The organism is Herbidospora sakaeratensis, assembly GCF_001570525.1.
Lineage (GTDB): Bacteria > Actinomycetota > Actinomycetes > Streptosporangiales > Streptosporangiaceae > Herbidospora > Herbidospora sakaeratensis.
Window position 1 is genome coordinate 469841 of the sequence record NZ_BBXC01000010.1, and the last position, 16682, is coordinate 486522.

At 73.2% G+C, this 16682-nt stretch carries 13 protein-coding genes; all 13 read left to right on the forward strand.

What is annotated here, in order from left to right; translation table 11 throughout:
• Window positions 1–3: 3 nt before the first annotated feature.
• The 13 genes from AW271_RS40710 to AW271_RS15340 all read left to right on the forward strand — a co-directional run bounded on the left by AW271_RS40710 (window position 4) and on the right by AW271_RS15340 (window position 16626).
• Window positions 4–282: a hypothetical protein gene (locus AW271_RS40710; protein ID WP_062337254.1), complete on the forward strand. Its 279-nt coding sequence runs from the start codon at window positions 4–6 to the stop codon at window positions 280–282.
• Window positions 279–992, forward strand: a complete 714-nt coding sequence (locus AW271_RS39690) for a biotin/lipoyl attachment domain-containing protein (protein ID WP_062337256.1) — start codon at window positions 279–281, stop codon at window positions 990–992. Before AW271_RS40710 ends, AW271_RS39690 begins: the two co-directional genes overlap by 4 nt.
• On the forward strand, window positions 985–3144 hold the full coding sequence (locus tag AW271_RS15290; RefSeq protein ID WP_157554181.1) for a cysteine peptidase family C39 domain-containing protein: 2160 nt from the start codon (window positions 985–987) through the stop codon (window positions 3142–3144). Before AW271_RS39690 ends, AW271_RS15290 begins: the two co-directional genes overlap by 8 nt.
• Complete coding sequence (locus AW271_RS15295) at window positions 3141–5663, forward strand: ATP-binding cassette domain-containing protein (protein ID WP_062337258.1); 2523 nt, start codon at window positions 3141–3143, stop codon at window positions 5661–5663. Before AW271_RS15290 ends, AW271_RS15295 begins: the two co-directional genes overlap by 4 nt.
• Window position 5664: 1 nt before the next feature.
• A complete protein-coding gene (locus AW271_RS15300; protein WP_062337260.1) occupies window positions 5665–8802 on the forward strand; it encodes a DUF4135 domain-containing protein in 3138 nt (1045 codons plus the stop codon).
• Between the two features lie 10 nt (window positions 8803–8812).
• Window positions 8813–11053 carry a TOMM precursor leader peptide-binding protein gene (locus AW271_RS15305; protein WP_063817990.1) on the forward strand — a complete coding sequence of 747 codons (2241 nt, stop codon included), beginning with the start codon at window positions 8813–8815 and terminating at the stop codon, window positions 11051–11053.
• Entirely contained in the window at window positions 11050–12375 is a 1326-nt protein-coding gene (locus tag AW271_RS15310) for a SagB/ThcOx family dehydrogenase (RefSeq protein WP_062337264.1), read from the forward strand. The genes AW271_RS15305 and AW271_RS15310 overlap by 4 nt, the downstream gene beginning before the upstream one ends.
• A gap of 105 nt (window positions 12376–12480) precedes the next feature.
• Window positions 12481–12792, forward strand: coding sequence for a hypothetical protein (locus AW271_RS15315; protein ID WP_062337266.1), 312 nt, complete (start codon window positions 12481–12483; stop codon window positions 12790–12792).
• 109 nt (window positions 12793–12901) lie between these two features.
• A complete protein-coding gene (locus tag AW271_RS15320; protein ID WP_062337268.1) occupies window positions 12902–13198 on the forward strand; it encodes a hypothetical protein in 297 nt (98 codons plus the stop codon).
• A complete protein-coding gene (locus AW271_RS15325; protein ID WP_062337269.1) occupies window positions 13195–14100 on the forward strand; it encodes an ABC transporter ATP-binding protein in 906 nt (301 codons plus the stop codon). Before AW271_RS15320 ends, AW271_RS15325 begins: the two co-directional genes overlap by 4 nt.
• Complete coding sequence (locus AW271_RS15330) at window positions 14097–14828, forward strand: ABC transporter permease (protein WP_062337271.1); 732 nt, start codon at window positions 14097–14099, stop codon at window positions 14826–14828. The genes AW271_RS15325 and AW271_RS15330 overlap by 4 nt, the downstream gene beginning before the upstream one ends.
• Complete coding sequence (locus AW271_RS15335; protein WP_062337273.1) at window positions 14807–15988, forward strand: sensor histidine kinase; 1182 nt, start codon at window positions 14807–14809, stop codon at window positions 15986–15988. Before AW271_RS15330 ends, AW271_RS15335 begins: the two co-directional genes overlap by 22 nt.
• Window positions 15985–16626, forward strand: a complete 642-nt coding sequence (locus AW271_RS15340) for a response regulator transcription factor (RefSeq protein ID WP_062337274.1) — start codon at window positions 15985–15987, stop codon at window positions 16624–16626. Before AW271_RS15335 ends, AW271_RS15340 begins: the two co-directional genes overlap by 4 nt.
• Window positions 16627–16682 lie beyond the last annotated feature (56 nt).

Sequence of the window (16682 nt, forward strand, 5' to 3'; positions counted from 1 at the left end):
GTGATGACCCTAGACACCAACGGCCTGGACACCGCCCAGCGCAGAGTGTTCGGCGAGCTGACCGCCCGCTCCTGGTCCGACGCCGGTCTCCGGCTCCGCTACGAACGCGAGCCCGTCGCCGTCCTGGCCGAATACGACATCCACCTGGCCGAGGGCATGCCCGCGCCGGCGCTGCCCCCGCGGCCCGCCGCCGAGGTCGTGGTCGAGACCCTCAGCGACCCGGTGGCCGTCACACCGCCGTGCCTCGACTTCTGCTTCTGCTGGATGCAGGTCTCCAAATGACGACGACCGCCGTCGAGACGTCCGGGGGCGAGCGCATCGAGCAGCTCGTCTCCACAGTGCGGACCAAGGCGTGGCTCGCCGCGGTCGCCCTCGTCGTGGTCGCGGGCAGCGGGGCCGGCTGGGCCTGGCTCGGGCAGGTCCGCGACGTCGTCCTCGCCTCCGGCGTGCTGGTGACGGGCGGCGGCCCCGCTCCCGTCGCCGCGCCGGTCGCGGGCAGCCTGGCCGAGGTGCTCGTCACGGCCGGGCAGGAGGTGGCCCCCGGCACGTCGCTGGCGGTGCTGGCCGGCGCCGACGGCACCCGGCGCGTCGTCGCCGCCGCGTCGGCGGGCCGGGTGATCCGCACCGCCGTGCCGGGCACGGCCCTGGCCGCGGGCGCCCCCGTCGCGGTCGTCGACCCGGCCGCCGGGCCGCTGAAGGCCGTGCTCCTGGTGGGCCCCGACCGGATCGGCGCGCTCACCGCGGGACAGCCGGTCACGGTCACCGGCGCGGGCCCCGGCAGGGTCAGCGCCGTCGACCCCTATCCCGCCTCGACCGACCAGCTGCGGCCCGTCTACGGCGACGCGCTCAAGGCCGACGGCCGTTATCTGGTGACCGTCGACCTCGACCGCCCGGCCTGGCCCGGCGCCACGCTGACCCCCGTCGCCGGGGAGATCACCGTCGCCACCGTCCGCCCGGTGGACGCGCTGTTCCACGGAGGCCCCCGTGGCTAGGACCGCGACCCGCCCGGTCCGCACCGAGCGCCGCCCGCAGATGGAGGACGCCGACTGCGGGCCCGCCTGCCTCAGCATGGTCTTCGCCTACCACGGCCTGCGGGTCCCCCTCCACGAGATCAGGGAGCGGTCGGGCGTCGGGCGCGACGGCCTGTCGGGGGCGGGGCTCAAGAAGGCGGCCGAGGAGTACGGCTTCGACATCACCGGCTTCCGCCTGGACGCCGACGAACTGGCCGACTACCCCGTCCCCTCGATGATCTTCGTCGACCAGCGCCACTTCGTGGTGCTGGAGGGCATGCGCAAGAAGTGGGCGTACGTCAACGACCCCGCGATCGGCCGGATCCGGCTCAGCCGGCCCGACTTCCGCAAGCGGTTCAGCGGGATCGTGCTGGTGCCGCGGCCCGGCGAGGGCTTCACGCCCGGCGGGAAACGGTTCCCGCTGGTGCGCTCCGCGCTCGGGAAGGTCCGGCCCTACCTCTCCACGCTGCTCGCCATCGCCGTGATGGCCTTCATGCTCGCGCTGCCCGCCGTGGCCACCGCGCTGCTCACCCGGCTGCTGCTGGGGGAGGTGCTGATCGCAGGGGAGGCCACCTGGTCGGCGCCCGTGCTGCTCGGCCTGCTGGCCTGCGCGGCGTTCACCCTGGTCGGGACCTGGTCGCAGCAGCGGCTGCTCGGCGCGGTGCAGACCGCGATGGCGGCCGACCTGTCGGGCCGGTACATGTGGCGGCTGCTCCGGCTGCCGGGCGACTTCTTCCACCGCCGGATGACCGGCGGCCTGGTGATGAAGACCTCGTTCGGCGCGGGCCTGGCCATCCTGCTGTCCGACCGGGCCGCCGCCGCGGTGGCGGCCGTCCTGACGATGGTGCTGCACTCGGCGATCCTGTACGCCTTCCACCCGGCCTTCGCCCTGGTCGCCGGGGCCCTGGCGGCGGTCAACCTGCTGGCGATGCGCGCGGTCAGCCGGGCCGCCGCCCCGCACCAGCAGAAGCTGCTCTTCGACGAGCACCGCCGCGACGGCATGGCCTTCAACGGCATCTCGATGGCCGAGTCGCTCAAGGCCGACGGCGCCGAGGGCTGGTTCTTCCAGAAGTGGGCGGGCCTGTCGGCCAAGGCGCTGGCGACCACCCAGGACCTCATGCGGACCACACAGGCGCTCCTGGCGGTGCCGGCCGCCCTCGGCTCGCTCGCCGGCGCGACCATGGTGATCACCGGCGCGGTCCTGATGGCCAACGGCGAGGTCACCCTGGCCACGGTCATCGCCGCCCAGTTGCTCGTCGGCGCGTTCCTGGTGCCGGTCACCGCGCTGGTCGGCATCGGCGCCGAGGCCCAGATCGCGGTCGCCCAGACCAGCATGTACGACGACGCGATCAGCGCCGAACCCGATCCCCAGTACGCCGCCCTCCCCGGCGCCCCCGAGACCGACGGCGGCCTGCGCGGCGCGGTCGAGTTCCACGACGTCAGCTTCGGCTACGACCGCCAGCGCGGCCCGGTCATCAGCGGCCTGTCGTTCCGGGTCGAACCCGGCCAGCGGGTCTCCGTCGTGGGGCGTACCGGCAGCGGGAAGTCGACCGTCGCCCGGTTGCTCACCGGCGCGGTCAAGCCGTGGTCGGGCCAGATCCTCCTCGACGGCATCCCCCGCGAGCACTGGCCCCGGGAGACGCTCACCACGTCGATCGGCTACGTCGAGCAGAACCTCCAGGTCTTCGAGGGCACCGTCGCCGACAACCTGACGCTCTGGGACCCGACCATCCCGCAGTACCGGCTGCACCGGGCGTTGTCGGACGCCGGCCTCGCCGACGTCGTCGCCCGCCGAGGCGGCCTGTCGGGCGGCTGGATCCAGGAGCGGGGCCGCAACCTGTCGGGCGGCGAGCGGCAGCGGCTGGAGATCGCCCGGGCGCTCGTGTTGTCGCCTTCGGTGCTGGTGCTCGACGAGGCGACCAGCGCCCTCGACGCCGAGACCGAGGCGTTCGTCGACGCCAACGTGAAGTCGCGCGGCTGCACCAGCGTGGTGATCGCGCACCGGCTCAGCACCGTGCGCGAGAGCGACCTCATCCTCGTGCTCGACCGGGGGAAGGTCGTCCAGCGCGGCACCCACGCCGAGCTCATCGCCGTCCCGGGCCACTACCGCACGCTGGTCGAGGAAGCCTCATGAGCGGATACCCCGTCAGCGAGATCGAGCTGATCGACCCCTACGCCTGCTGGACCGTCGTCAGCGGTTCGGTCGACGTGATGCTCTCGCCCGTCGACGGCGCCGGCCCCCGCCACCGCGTGGTCCGGGTGGAGAGCGGCGAGCTCATGCACGGGTTCGCCGCCACCGACCTGCCCGGCGGCTACACCGTCGTGGCCTCGCCCGCCGAGGGGACCGCCGTCCGCCGCGTCCGCCGCGACGCCGACGCCGTCTCCTCCTGGGTACGCCGCCTCAACGGCCCCACCGGCGCGGACGCCGCCCCCAGCCTCCGCGACCTGCACCGGGGCACCCTCACGCGGGTGCTCATGCTGGCCGAGGCGGAGGAGGCCGACCGCGACCACTGGCGGGCGGCCCGCGCCCAGGCCGCCGACGACATGCTGCGCCGGTCGTTCGCCGACATCGCGGCCGCCGCCGGGGTCGCGCCGGTGCCGGGCAGCCCGCGTACGGCCGCCGACCGGGCCGTGGAGGTCGTCAAGGCGCTCGGCGACCACTGCGGCTTCGCCGCGCACGCCATCGACCCGGCGTCCACCGATCCGCTCGGCGCGGCGCTCGACCTGGCCAGGGCCCGGCACCGGAAGGTGCTGCTCGACGACGGCTGGTGGCGCGAGGCGACCGTGCCGCTGGTCGGCTTCCTCAAGGCCGGCGGGCGGCCGGTGGCGCTGCTGCCGCACAAGGGCGGCTACCTGATCGCCGACCCGTCGGAGGAGCGGCGCCGCGTCACCGACGAGGTGGCCGCGGCCCTCGACGCGCACGCCTGGCAGATCTATCCGCCGCTCGACGAGGGCCTCACCTCGCCACTCGCGCTGCTCCGCTACGGCCTGCGCGGCGCGGGCCGCGAACTGGCCTGGTTGCTGGCGGCCGGCGGCGGGGCCGCTCTGCTCGCGCTCGGCGTGCCGATGCTCACCTTCGTGCTGCTGACCGCCGCGCAGCACCCGGCCGACCAGCCGGCCATGATCTGGATCGCGGTCGTCATCGCGGGCGCGGTCACCGCCAGCACCCTGCTCCTGGCCGTGCGGAACGCGGTGCTGGTGAGGGTGCAGGGGCGGTTGCAGGAACGCCTCGAACCGGCCATCTGGAGCCATCTCGTCTCGCTCGACCTGCCGTTCTACTCCCAATACAGCACCGGCAACCTGGTCCACCGGGCCAACGCCGTGGCCGACATGCGCAAGGCGCTCGGCGAGGCGGCGGTCAACTCGCTGCTCGGCGGCGTGTTCTCGCTGCTGGGCCTGCTGATCCTGGTCACTGTCGACTGGCGGCTCGCGCTGGTCGTGCTCGGCGGGGTGCTGGTGCTGCTGGCCGTGCTGGCCGCGCTCGCCGTGCGGCAGCAGAAGCACGAGCTGGTCATGCACGAGGAGTACGGCCGCATCTACTCCCTCCTGTACGCCTGCCTCAGCGCCATCGACAAGATCCACGTCGCCGGGCGGGAGGCGCAGGTCTTCGGCCTGTGGTCACGGGCGTTCTCCGCCCAGCAGGGCGCGGCCTCGGCGGCCCGGCGCGAACGGGCCGTGTCGGCGGCGATCGGCGCGGCGGCCCAGCCGCTGCTGCTGCTCCTGCTCGCCTTCACCGGGTTGTCGCTGGACGTGCCGGCGGCCTCGTTCGTGGTCGCGGCCGTGGCGCTGGGCCAGTTCGTCCTGGCGCTCGGCCAGGTCAGCCGGGCGGTGGAGGCGGCCTTCGCGCTGCTGCCCCGGTTCGAGCGGCTGAAGCCGCTGCTGGAACGCGCGCCCGAGACGCCTCCCGGGGCCAAGGACCCGGGCGAGCTGGCCGGGCTGGTCCGGCTGCACGACGTGTCGTTCGCCTACCCGGGCACCGCCAAGCAGATCCTCGAAGAGGTGTCGATGGTGTTCCGGCCCGGCGAGTTCGTCGCCGTCACCGGCCACTCGGGGGCGGGCAAGTCGACGCTCGTACGCCTGCTGCTCGGCTTCGAGCCGCCGCGTACCGGACAGGTCCTCTACGACGGCGGTGACCTGCGCGACCTCGACCTGCGGCGGGTCCGCACCCAGGTCGGCGTGGTGATGCAGCAGGCCAGAGTGCTACGCGGCTCGGTGCTGGAGAACATCATCGGCGACGTGCCCGGGGCCCGCGAGGAGGACGCCTGGCGGGCGGCCCGGCTGGCCGACCTCGACGGCGACATCGCCCGGTTGCCCATGGGCATGCACACCATCATCAGCGAGGACAACGCCTCCTTCTCCGGCGGCGAGCTGCAACGGCTGCTCATCGCCCGCGCGCTGGTGAAACGGCCCCGGGTGCTCATCCTCGACGAGGCCACCAGCGCCCTCGACAACGTCACCCAGGCGCTGGTCAGCCGCCGGATCGCCGAGCTCGACATCACCCGGATCGTGATCGCCCACCGGCTGAGCACCATCAGGTCGGCCGATCGGATCTACGTACTCGACCAGGGCAGGGTCGTCGCCAACGGCACCTTCGAGGAGCTGATGGAGGACAACGAGCTGTTCGCCCGGATGGTCCGCCGACAGGAGGTCTGAAATGCCGGTCACCATCCCCCAGCACGAGGGACTGCTGTCGGTACCCGGCGGGGACGCCCGGCTGATGGCGGTGATCGCCGCCGCCGCGCCGTTCCACGAGCGGGTGGCGGGCGACCACTTCGTGCCCGTCGCGGGGCGGTCGCGGCGGCAGGCGTCCGAGCGCACCCAGCGCTGGCTCCGAGCGGCGGTCGGCGACGACGAGGACGCCAAACGCGCCGTGCTGCACCACCGCAACCGGTCGGGCCGCGACCTCGGCGCCGGGCTCGTCGACGTCCAGCTCGCCGACCCGCGACGGCTGCCCGACTGGGGATACGCCCTGGTGGACTTCCTGCTCGCGCAGCCGCCCACGGCCGCGGCCGACCCGGCGACCGGACGTCCCGGAGCCCCTTTCGTGGCGTTTCGGCGCGCCATGAACCGGCTCGTGGACGTCAAGGACGGGTCGGTCCGCGGCGTGCCCGTGACGGCGGAGGCCCGGGAGGACATCGCGGGCCAGCTGATCGAGCGGCTGACCCAGGCGTGCTGGGCCGGGTTCGCGTTCGAGGCCCAGCTCGCCGGGACGTCCAACGACCTGTCGTCGTGGTTGCAGAGCCCCGGCCTGGACGTCAGCCAGTCGGGCTGGCTCGACCGGCTGGAGACGCTGCCCGGCCTCGCCTACGTCATGGGCACGACCTGCCTGCAGTGGCGGCGGGTCGTGCACGAGCTGTTCGACCGGCTCCGCGCCGACCTGCCGCGGCTGCGCCGCACGTTGTGGGGCTGGGCCGCGCCCGGCCCGGTCACCGGCTACTCGGGTGACTCGGGCGACCTGCACAATCACGGCCGGGTGGTCACCCTGCTCACCTTCGCCTCGGGCGAGCGGGTCGTCTACAAGCCGAAGGACCTGCGGTCGGTCGCCGGGCTGATGGACGTCTGCACCCTGCTCAACAACCACGGCCTGCCGCTGGCCCTGCACACCCGCGAGGTCGTGCTGCGCGACGGCTACGGCTGGGAGGAGTACGTCGTCGCCGAGCCCAGCACCGACGAGGAGAGCGTGCGGCGCTTCTACACCCGGCTCGGCATGTTCGCCCGGCTGGCCCAGTTCCTCGAATGCCGCGACCTGTGGGCCGACAACCTCGTCGCGATCGGCGAGACGCCGGCCTTCATCGACCTGGAGAACGTCCTGCAGGGGCGCATCAGCCAGCCGGCCGTCATCGGCGAGCGCATCGAGGCGTTGTGGGGCAAGGTCGAGGACACGGTGGTCAAGACGGCCGTGGTCTCCTTCCCCCGGCCGATCGCGGGCGGCGTCCAGGCGCAGGACGTCGGCTGCCTGGCCGCGCTGCGCGAGCAGATCGCGGAGAACTCCGCCGGGTTCCCGGCCGGGTGGGAGGAGCCGCCCTACCGGCCGACCTGGGGCGACGGCCGCCTGGCCGACCCGCGCCACTACGCCGACGAGGTGGCCGAGGGCTACCGGCAGATGCAGGCGTGCCTGGAGCGCAACCAGGAGCTGCTCGCCGACGACTACGGCCCGCTGGCCCTCCTCGAAGAGGCGCCGGTGCGCTACATCTGGCGCAGCACCTTCGACTGCGGCGACATGCTGCGCCTGAGCGTCAGCCCGGGGGCGCTGGTCGACGGCGTGGCCCGCGAGGTGTGCCTGGCCCACCTGTTCCGCAGCGCGATGGGCACGCTCCGGGTCGACCCGGGCCGCACCGACATCCTGGAGATCATCGAGCAGGAGATCGACGCGTTCCGCCGGATGGACATCCCGCTGTTCCTGTCGAAGCCCGCCTCCGACTCGGCGTTCACCCCCGACGGCGTCGAGATCCCCGGCCACTTCACCGGCACCGCCTGGCAGCGCCTCCAGGACCGGGTCGCCGACCTCGCCGGGTTCCCGCTGGAGGAGCACCTCGGCGTGCTGCAGACCTGCCTCGACATCACCGGCGCGGCCGAGGTGCCCGTGGAGTTCCCGGGCGCGGCCCCCCGGCCCAAGACGATCCGCGAGATCGGCCTGCACGCGTATGAGCAGGCGTCCCGGGGCGACGAGCCGCCGGTCGAGGAGCTGCTCGTCCGCGCGGGCGACCTGGCGAACGAGATCCTGGCGGCCGCCGTGCCGGTCGGGGGCGACCGGTCGGCCTGGCTCGGCGTGGTCACCTACCCCGCCCACGGCCTCGACCAGGTCGAACCTCTCCACGGCGACCTGCTGACCGGCACCGCGGGCCTGGCCGTCTTCCTCTCGGAGCTGTACGCCAACACCGGCGCCCCCGGCCACTGGACCGCCGCCCAGGAGGCCCTCGACGCCTCGGTCGAGTTCGCCACCCTGTCGGCGCAGTCGGCCGTCTACCGCCGGATGTGCGGCGGCCTGTCACCGGTCGGCGCGTTCGTCGGCGTCGGCTCGGCCGTCTACGCGCTGAGCCGCTGCGGCGAGGCGCTGGGCGACACCCGGCTCATCGAGCGGGCCGCCGAGCTGCTCCCGCTGGCCGAGGCGCAACTGGCCGGGACCACCTCGGCCGAGCCGGTGCTCGGGCGGGCCGGCCTGCTGCTGGCCGTCCACAAACTCAGAGAGGCGTCGGCCACGGCGGTGCCGGCGGCCGACGCGCTGGCCCGGCGGCTGCACGACGAACTGAACGAGGAGCTGCTCGCCGGGCCGCCCGCCCGGTTGCCCCACCCGCCCGGCGTGGCCGCCCTCGCCGGGGTGCCCACCGGCGCCGACGGGCTCACGTGGGCGCTCGCGAGCAGCACCGCCGCGTTCGGCGAGACCCCGGCCGAGTCGCTGACCGCGCACCGGTTCGCTCTCGACACCCCCGGCTCGCTGCTCGCCGCGGTCGCCACGGCCCACGCCCTCACCGGCGAGGTCCCGGCCGAGCTGCGCGACCGCGTCGCCCGGCAGTGCGCCCCCGCGCCCGCCCGCACCTGCGCCGGGCTCGTGGTCGACGCCGAGATCGCCCTGCACACCGCCCGCCTGACCGGCGACCAGGGGCTCGCGCGCACCGCCCGCGACCTGACCGCCGAACTGCTGCTCCGCCGTGACCACACCGGCCGCTGGTTCGCCGACCGGCGCCGGGCCGACCGGCTCTCCCTGTCCGCCGTCAACGGACTGGCCGCCGCCGGTCTCACCCTCCTGCGGCTGGCCGACGACGAGGTCGCCTCCATCCGGCTCGTGCACTGAAAGGAACACCATGGACGCCAGGCCAGGATTTCGCCGGCACTTCCGCGTGGAGGTCATCGAGGGCGAAGGGGTCTTCCTCGTCTCCGAGCGCGACCTGCACCTGCTCACCGGACGCTCCATCGAGGCGGTGGCCGGCCTGCTCGACGGCAAGCACACCGTCTCCGACATCCTGGGCGCCGTCGAGGCCGACATCCCGCCGGAGCACGTCTACTTCGCGCTCCACCAGCTGAAGGAGCGCCGCCTCCTGGTCGACGTCACCCAGGACCTCGACCGGGGTGCCGCCGCCTACTGGGAGATGGCCGGGCTCCAGGGTGAGGAGGCGGCCGAGGGCGTGCGGACCGGGCGGGCCGAGGTGGTCACCGTGGGCGACGTCCAGGGAGAGGACCTGCGGGCGCTGCTGGCCGCCGAGGGCGTCGAGCCCGGCGAGGGCGCGCTGACCGTCGTGCTGACCGACGACTACCTCCGCGAGGAGCTCGCCGAGATCAACCGGGCGCACCTGAAGGAGGGACGGCCCTGGTTGCTGGCCCGGCCGGTCGGCCCGGTGCTCTGGCTCGGGCCCGTCTTCCAGCCGGGCGAGGGCGGCTGCTGGCGCTGCCTGACGCAGCGGCTCGAAGGGCACCGGCAGTCGATCTCGTACCTGGAGAACCGGCTGCGCAGCAACCGGCCGCTGGCCCTGCCCACCGCCGACCTGGCGCTCACCCGCGACGCGGCGCTGCGCCTGGTCGCGGCCGAGGTGGTGAAGTGGCTGGCCGGGGCGCGCAGCCCGCAGCAGGGCGACGTGATCACCCTGGACACCCAGCGGCTCGGCACCGACCGCCACCGGCTCCGCGCCCGTCCGCAGTGCCCCGAGTGCGGCGACCCGGGCCTGATGGCCGCCCAGGCGGAACGGCCGCTCGCGCTGGAGCCGCGGCCCAAGTCGTTCACCGCCGACGGCGGCCACCGCTCCCGCCACCCCGAGGACACCTTCGAGCGGTACGGCCACCTGATCAGCCCCGTCACCGGCGTCGTCAAGGAGCTCATCAAGATTGAAACGGGCAACCCGTTCGTCAAGACCTACGCGGCCGGGCACAACTTCTCCCGGCAGATCCGCGACCTGAGCGGGTTGCGGGCCGGTCTGCGCAGCCAGAGCGCCGGGAAGGGCACCACCGATCTCCAGGCCAAGGTCAGCGCCATGTGCGAGGCGATGGAGCGCTACTCGGGCATGTTCCAGGGCGACGAGTCGCGCCGCACCGCCAGCCTGCGGGAGCTCGGCGCCGACGCGCTGCACCCCAACGCCTGCTCGCTCTACAGCGCCGAGCAGTACCGCACCCGCAAGGACCGCAAGGCCACCGCCAGCTACGACTTCGTCAACGACCCCCTCGACGAGGACGCCGCGATCGACTGGACCCCGGTCTGGTCGCTCACCGAGCAGCGGCACAAGTACCTGCCGACCGGCTACCTGTACTACTACCACCAGGAGAAGGACCCCTCCGGGCCCAACTACGCCTGGGCCGACTCCAACGGCAACGCCGCGGGCTCCTCGCTGGAGGACGCCGTCGTCCAGGGCTTCATGGAGCTCGTCGAACGCGACGCCGTGGCGGTGTGGTGGTACAACCGCCTCCGGCGGCCGGCCTTCGACCTCGCCAGCTTCGGCGACCCGTGGATGAGCGAGTTCCAGGAGGTGTACGCCGGCCTCGGCCGCGACATCCAGGTCCTCGACCTCACCAACGACCTGGGCGTCCCGGTGGCCGTCTCGGTCAGCCGCCGCCTCGACGGGCCGACGGAGGACATCGTGATGGCCTTCGGCGCCCACTTCGACGCGCGCATCGCCGTCCAGCGGGCCCTCACCGAGATGAACCAGTTCATCCCGGCCGTCATCGACGTGGGCCCGGACGGCCGCACCCGCTACCGGTTCCACGAGGGCGACCAGATCAACTGGTGGAAGAACGCGCGCGTCGACGACCACCCCTACCTGGCGCCGTCGGGTGCGGCCGTGCCGGCCTCGGCGTACGACCGGCCGGCCACCGGCGACCTGCTCGACGACGTCGCCGCGGCCCGCGCGCTGGTCGAGGAGCGCGGCATGGAGATGCTCGTGCTCGACCAGACCCGGCCCGACATCGGGCTGCCCGTGGTCAAGGTCGTCGTGCCGGGCATGCGCCACTTCTGGCGGCGGCTGGCGCCCGGCCGCCTCTACGACGTGCCCGTCCAGCTCGGCTGGTTGCCCGAACCGACCCCGGAGGACCAGATGAACCCCATCACGATGTTCCTGTGATCGGCCTGCGCGCGGACGCCGTCGTCGCCTGGCAGGACGGCGTCCTGACGATCGCCCACACCTTCGGCGTCCAGGCCGCGCGCGGCCTGACCCCCCGCATCGCGGCGCTGCTCGGCGAGCTCCCCGGCGCGCTCGTGCACGAGGACGACCTGGCCGAACGCCTGCTGGAGCAGGGCGGGTCGAGCGAGGAGGTGGCCCTGCTCTACCTGGTGCTCGACCGGCTGCACCAGGTGCTCGTGCACACCGTCGACCCGCTGCTCCGGGTCGTCCCGATCGCCCGCGACGCGACGTTCCGGCTGCCGAAGCTGGCGCCCGACGACACCGTGCGGTTGTCGCGGTTCGCGCTGGTCCGCCTCGCGGACGACGGCCTGATCCTGGAGTCGCCGTTGTCGCGGCACCGGGTCACCCTGACCGAGGAGGCCATGCCGCTGATCGCGGCGCTGGCCCGCGGGGTGCTGGTGAAGGAGGCGCCCGAGGCGCTGGCCCATCTCGTCGCGGCCGGCCTGGCGGGCGACGAGCTGATCGAGGACGACCACCCCGCGCTGCGCGCCTGGGAGTTCCACGACCTGCTCTTCCACAGCAGGTCCCGGGTCGGCCGGCACGACCAGCCCGTCGGCGCGACCTTCCGGTTCCGCGGCGAGACGCCGCCGGAACCGGCGCTCAAACCGCTGCCGGAGGGCCCGGTCACCGACTTGTTCCGGCCCTCGCTCGACGAGCCGAGCCCGGCCTTCACGACGGTGCTCGAAGGCCGCCGGTCGGTGCGCTCCTACGCGTCGGCCCTCACGGCCCGCCAGCTCGGCGAGCTGCTCTACCGGACCGCCCGGGTCAGGGCCGTCTTCAGCCCGACCGAAGGCGCGCCGTACGAGACCAGCAGCCGCCCCTACCCCGGCGGCGGGGCCTGCCACGAGCTGGAGCTCTACCTGACCGTGCGCGAGTGCGAGGGGCTGGAGAGCGGCGTCTACTACTACGACCCGCTCGGCCACCGCCTCGTCCGGTTGGCGGCCAGGGCCGAGGACCAGCGGGCGATGCTGGCCGTCGCGAGCATGTCGACCGGCTACACCGCGCAGCCCGACGTCCTGGTCACCATCACCTCGCGTTTCCAGCGCATGTCGTGGAAGTACGCCGGGCTGGCCTACGCCGCGTCGCTGAAGAACGTCGGCGTGCTCTACCAGACCTTCTATCTCGTGGCCACCGCGATGGGCCTGTCGCCGTGCGGCCTCGGCGCGGGCGACGCCGAACTGGCGGCCCGCACCTTCGGGCTCGACTGGGCCGCCGAGTCGTCGGTCGGCGAGTTCCTCATCGGCGGTACGCCCGGCTTGTGATGTCCGTCATGGGTGACAAATGTCGTCTGCATCTGCCGACCACCCGCCGAATTCCGGATCGTTGCAGGTGAGAGAGCTACGTACCGACACGATGAGGAGCGTCTGATGGCCGAGAGCATGTACGTGCTCGGAGAAGACGACCGCAAGAAGCTGGCCCGCCTGATCGCCGCGGCGTGGTCGGACGCCGAACTGCAGGCGCGCTACGCCACCGAGCCCCGGGTCGTGCTGCGTGAGTTCGGCATCGTCTATCCGGCCGGTGTGCCCACCCCGCCGCTGCCGGCCAAGCCCGAGGGCGAGTTCGAGATCGCCGACCTGGAGAGCGCGGCCGGGGCGGCCGGCCTCACGACCGGCAGCGTCGGGGAGCCGTGCGCGTCGTGCTACTCGCAGGGCGCGACGTGGATCACCGGCAACCACTGAGCGATGCCCGGTTTGTGATGTCCGTCATGGGCGGCCGGTGTCGTCTGCATCTGCCCCCCGTCGCCAAGATTCCGGATCGTTGCACGTATCGAAGGAATGAGAGTGCCCGATGGCCGAGTACCTGTACATCTTCGGAGATGAGGACCGCAAGAAGTTCGCCCGGTTGATCGCGGTCTCCTGGTCGGACGGCGAGCTGCTGGCCCGCTACGAGGCCGAACCCCGGGTCGTGCTCGGCGAGTACGGCATCGCCTACCCCGAGGGCCTGGCCACCCCGCCGCTGCCGGCCCGGCCGCGCGGCGAGTTCGACATCACCGAGATGGAGTTCGCGGCCGGCGCGGAGAACGGCGCGCTGGCCACGATCAGCACGGTCGGCTGCATCGCCCTGTGCCACTCGGACCCGCGATGAACGACCCGGTGATCGAGGTCGTCGACCTCAGGAAACGCTACGGGGACTTCACCGCGGTCGACGGGATCTCGTTCGACGTCCACGCGGGCGAGGTGTTCGCCCTGCTCGGCACCAACGGGGCCGGCAAGACCACCACGATCGAGATCCTGGAGGGCTACCTGCGGCCCACCGGCGGCACGGCGCGGGTCTTCGGCCACGCCCCCGCCGACCGCGGCCCGTTCCGGTCGCGGATCGGGGTGGTCCTCCAGGAGTCCGGCCTGTTCGGCGACCTGTCGGCGGCCGAGACCGTGACCGCCTGGCGCCGGTTCACCACCGGCGCCCGGACCGTCGCCGAGGCCCTCGACCTGGTGGGCCTGTCGGACCAGGCCGGCACCCGGGTCAAGCAGTTGTCCGGCGGCGAACGGCGCAAGCTCGACCTCGCCCTGGCCACGCTCGGCCGTCCGGACCTGCTGTTCCTCGACGAACCGACGACGGGCCTCGACCCCGAGGCGCGCCGCCGCATCCGCGACCTGGTCGGCGATCTGGCCGCCGGGGGCACGACGGTGCTGCTCACCACCCACTACCTGGAGGAGGCCCAGGAGCTCGCCTCCCGGGTGGCCATCATGGACAGAGGCCGCGTCGTGGTGCACGGCACGATGGCCGAGGTGCTCGGCCGGGGCACCGGCCGGGTCGCCTTCGACCTGCCCGAGGGCGCGACCACCGACGGGCTGGAGGTCGGCCCGTCGGATGTGGTCACGGTGTCCGGCCGCAGCTGCCTGATCGTCACGGCCGAGCCCGAGTCGGCCGCCCACACCGTGCTCGGCTGGTCGGTCCGGCGCGGGGTGCGCATCAGCGGCCTCGACGTCCGCCAGGCCACGCTCGAAGAGGTCTTCCTGGACGTCGCCAGGGAGGTCAGGGCGTGACCACGTACACGATCGCGCACTTCCGGCTGACCCAGCGGTTGTTCTGGCGCACCCCCGTGTCGATCTGGGTGGCCCTCGGCTTCCCCGTGCTGTTCGCCTGGTTGTTGCCGCTGGCGGTGCCGAATCCCGAGCGGCTGATCGTGGGCGTCATCGTGATGGGGGCCGGGCTGCTCGGGTTCGCGACGCTGCTGGAGTCGTTCGTCGTGAAACGCCAGCAGCTGATCCTCAAGCGGCTGCGCGGCACCGAACTGCCCGAGACGGCGATCTTCGGCGGCGAGATCCTGACCGTGGTGTCGATCGGGCTGGTCCAGCTCGTGGCGATCGTCGCCGTGGCGAACGGCGTGCACGGCCTGCCCCTGCCGGCCAATCCGGCGCTGCTGCTGGTGACCATGCTGCTCGGGCTGGCGGTGTTCGCCGCGATGGGCGTCGCGGTGAGCGGCCGCACCCCCTCGACGGGGGCCATCATCGCCGTCAGCCTGCCGTTCCACCTGCTCACCATGGGCCTGTCGGGGTTCGCGATCCCGTTCTCGGCCTTCCCCGACTGGGCCCTGACCGTCAACGGCTTCCTGCCGTTCGCGCGGGTGGCCGAAGGGGTGTCCCTGTCCTACTTCGACCCCGACGCCGGAATCCCGGAGCTGGGGGCGGGGTGGCTCGTCCTGATTGTCTGGTCGGTCCTGTCGCTGCTGGCGGCGAGGAGGTGGTTCAGGTGGGAACCGCGGAGAGGCTGACCGGCGTCGGCCCCGGCACGGTCCGGCTCGCGCGCATCGCGGCGGCGGTCTTCACCGTGGGCATGGCGATCTTCGCCGTGCTCCCGCTCGCGGAGGTCCTCGGGAGGTTCCCCGGCGTCCGGGGCGCCCTGGCGGTGCTGCTGCTGACCGGGCTGACCGGGGGTTACCTGTGGCTCGGCGTGCGGGCCGTGCTCGGCCGGGGCGGCCGGCCCGACCTGGTGGTGCTGGGCGCGATGACGGCGGTGGCCGTGGCGTTGCCGTTCGCCGCGGGGCCCTCCTGGCTGAGCCTCGGGTTCATGCTCCCGTACGCCTATGCGGTGACCCTGCGCGGCAGGGCGGCGTGGGCGGGCTTCTTCGCGGCGCTGATCCTGGAGGTCGGGCTGTCGGCCGGCCCGAACCCGAGCTGGGTGATGTTCAGCGGGCTGCAGAGCCTGCTCACGGCGGCCGCGCTGGCCGGCCTGACCATCTTCGCGACGCTGCTGAGCGAGCTGCAGCGCACCCGCGAGGAACTGGCCCGGCTCGCCATCACCGAGGAGCGGCTGCGGTTCGCCCGCGAGCTGCACGACGTGCTCGGGCACAACCTGTCGGTGATCGCGATGCGCACCGAACTGTCCATGCGCATCCCCGCCGACCAGCGGCCCAAGCTCAACCGGGAACTGACCGAGATCCACGACATCGCCCGGCGGTCCCTCCACGACGTGCGCGCCGTGGTCAAGGGCTACCGCGAGATGTCACTGGAGAAGGAGCTGAGCGGGGTCAGGAAGGTCCTGGAGAGCGCCGGCGTCAAATGCGACTTCGCCGCCCTGCCGGTCACGCTGTCGGCGGAGGTCCGGGTCGCGCTGGCCTGGGCGATCCGCGAGGCCGCCACCAACCTGCTGCGGCACAGCGACGCCACCGTCTGCCTGCTCGACGTCGAGGAGGACGGCGACCGGATCAGGGTCACCGTCTCCAACGACGGTGTACGCCCGTCGCCGCCCGCGAACGCCGCCGACGCCGCCGTGGGCGGGAGCGGCCTGGCCGGGCTCGACGAACGCCTCGCACAGGTCGGCGGGAACTGCGACCGGCACCTCGAAGACGGCTGGTTCACGCTGTCGCTGGACGTTCCCGGCCGCCCCACGGCGGCGGCCGCTCTCACCTCTGCCACAGGAGACCGGAAATGATCAAAGTTCTGATCGCCGAGGACCACGATCTCATCAGAGGAGCCCTGATCGCCCTGCTGTCGGAGGAGCGGGACATCCGGGTCATCGAGGAGGTCTCCCGGGGCGACGAGATCCTGCCCGCCGTCGTCGACAGCAAGCCCGACGTGGCCCTCCTCGACATCGGCCTGCCCGGCATCGACGGCCTGGAGGCGGCCGGCCTGATCAAGGAGCTGGAGCAGCCGCCGCCGGTGCTGATCCTCACCAGCGTCGGCTCGCCGGGCAACTTCGACCGGGCGATGGCCGCGGGCGTGCGCGGCTTCCTCGTCAAGGACGCGCCCGCCCACCGGCTCACCGACGCCATCCGCGCGGTGGCCAGGGGCGAGCGCTACATCGACCTCGACCTGGCCGACGACGACGGCGACGGCGGCCGGGAGCCGGAGATCACCACCAACCCGCTGACCGCGCGGGAGATCACCGTGTTGTCGGCGCTCGCGGCCGGCGGGCGCGGCAGCGATCTGCGCGGCAGCCTCGGCCTGTCGGCCCACACGATCCGCAACTACCTCGCCGCCGCCCGCCTGAAGACCGGCGCCCGCAGCGACGAGGAGGCCGTCCGCATCGCCCGTGCTAACGGGTGGTTAAACGACAATGCCGACTGTTGATCGCGAACCGCTTAAGCGTCACGATCAGTAGGAAACTTGACGCCTCGGACACGTAG

What these genes read in the sequence shown, in the direction of transcription:
- AW271_RS40710 (WP_062337254.1), top strand. Translation starts at nt 4, where the DNA reads ATGACCCTAGACACCAACGGCCTGGACACCGCCCAGCGCAGAGTGTTC.
- AW271_RS39690 (WP_062337256.1), top strand. Translation starts at nt 279, where the DNA reads ATGACGACGACCGCCGTCGAGACGTCCGGGGGCGAGCGCATCGAGCAG.
- AW271_RS15295 (WP_062337258.1), top strand. Translation starts at nt 3,141, where the DNA reads ATGAGCGGATACCCCGTCAGCGAGATCGAGCTGATCGACCCCTACGCC.
- AW271_RS15300 (WP_062337260.1), top strand. Translation starts at nt 5,665, where the DNA reads ATGCCGGTCACCATCCCCCAGCACGAGGGACTGCTGTCGGTACCCGGC.
- AW271_RS15305 (WP_063817990.1), top strand. Translation starts at nt 8,813, where the DNA reads ATGGACGCCAGGCCAGGATTTCGCCGGCACTTCCGCGTGGAGGTCATC.
- AW271_RS15315 (WP_062337266.1), top strand. Translation starts at nt 12,481, where the DNA reads ATGGCCGAGAGCATGTACGTGCTCGGAGAAGACGACCGCAAGAAGCTG.
- AW271_RS15320 (WP_062337268.1), top strand. Translation starts at nt 12,902, where the DNA reads ATGGCCGAGTACCTGTACATCTTCGGAGATGAGGACCGCAAGAAGTTC.
- AW271_RS15325 (WP_062337269.1), top strand. Translation starts at nt 13,195, where the DNA reads ATGAACGACCCGGTGATCGAGGTCGTCGACCTCAGGAAACGCTACGGG.
- AW271_RS15340 (WP_062337274.1), top strand. Translation starts at nt 15,985, where the DNA reads ATGATCAAAGTTCTGATCGCCGAGGACCACGATCTCATCAGAGGAGCC.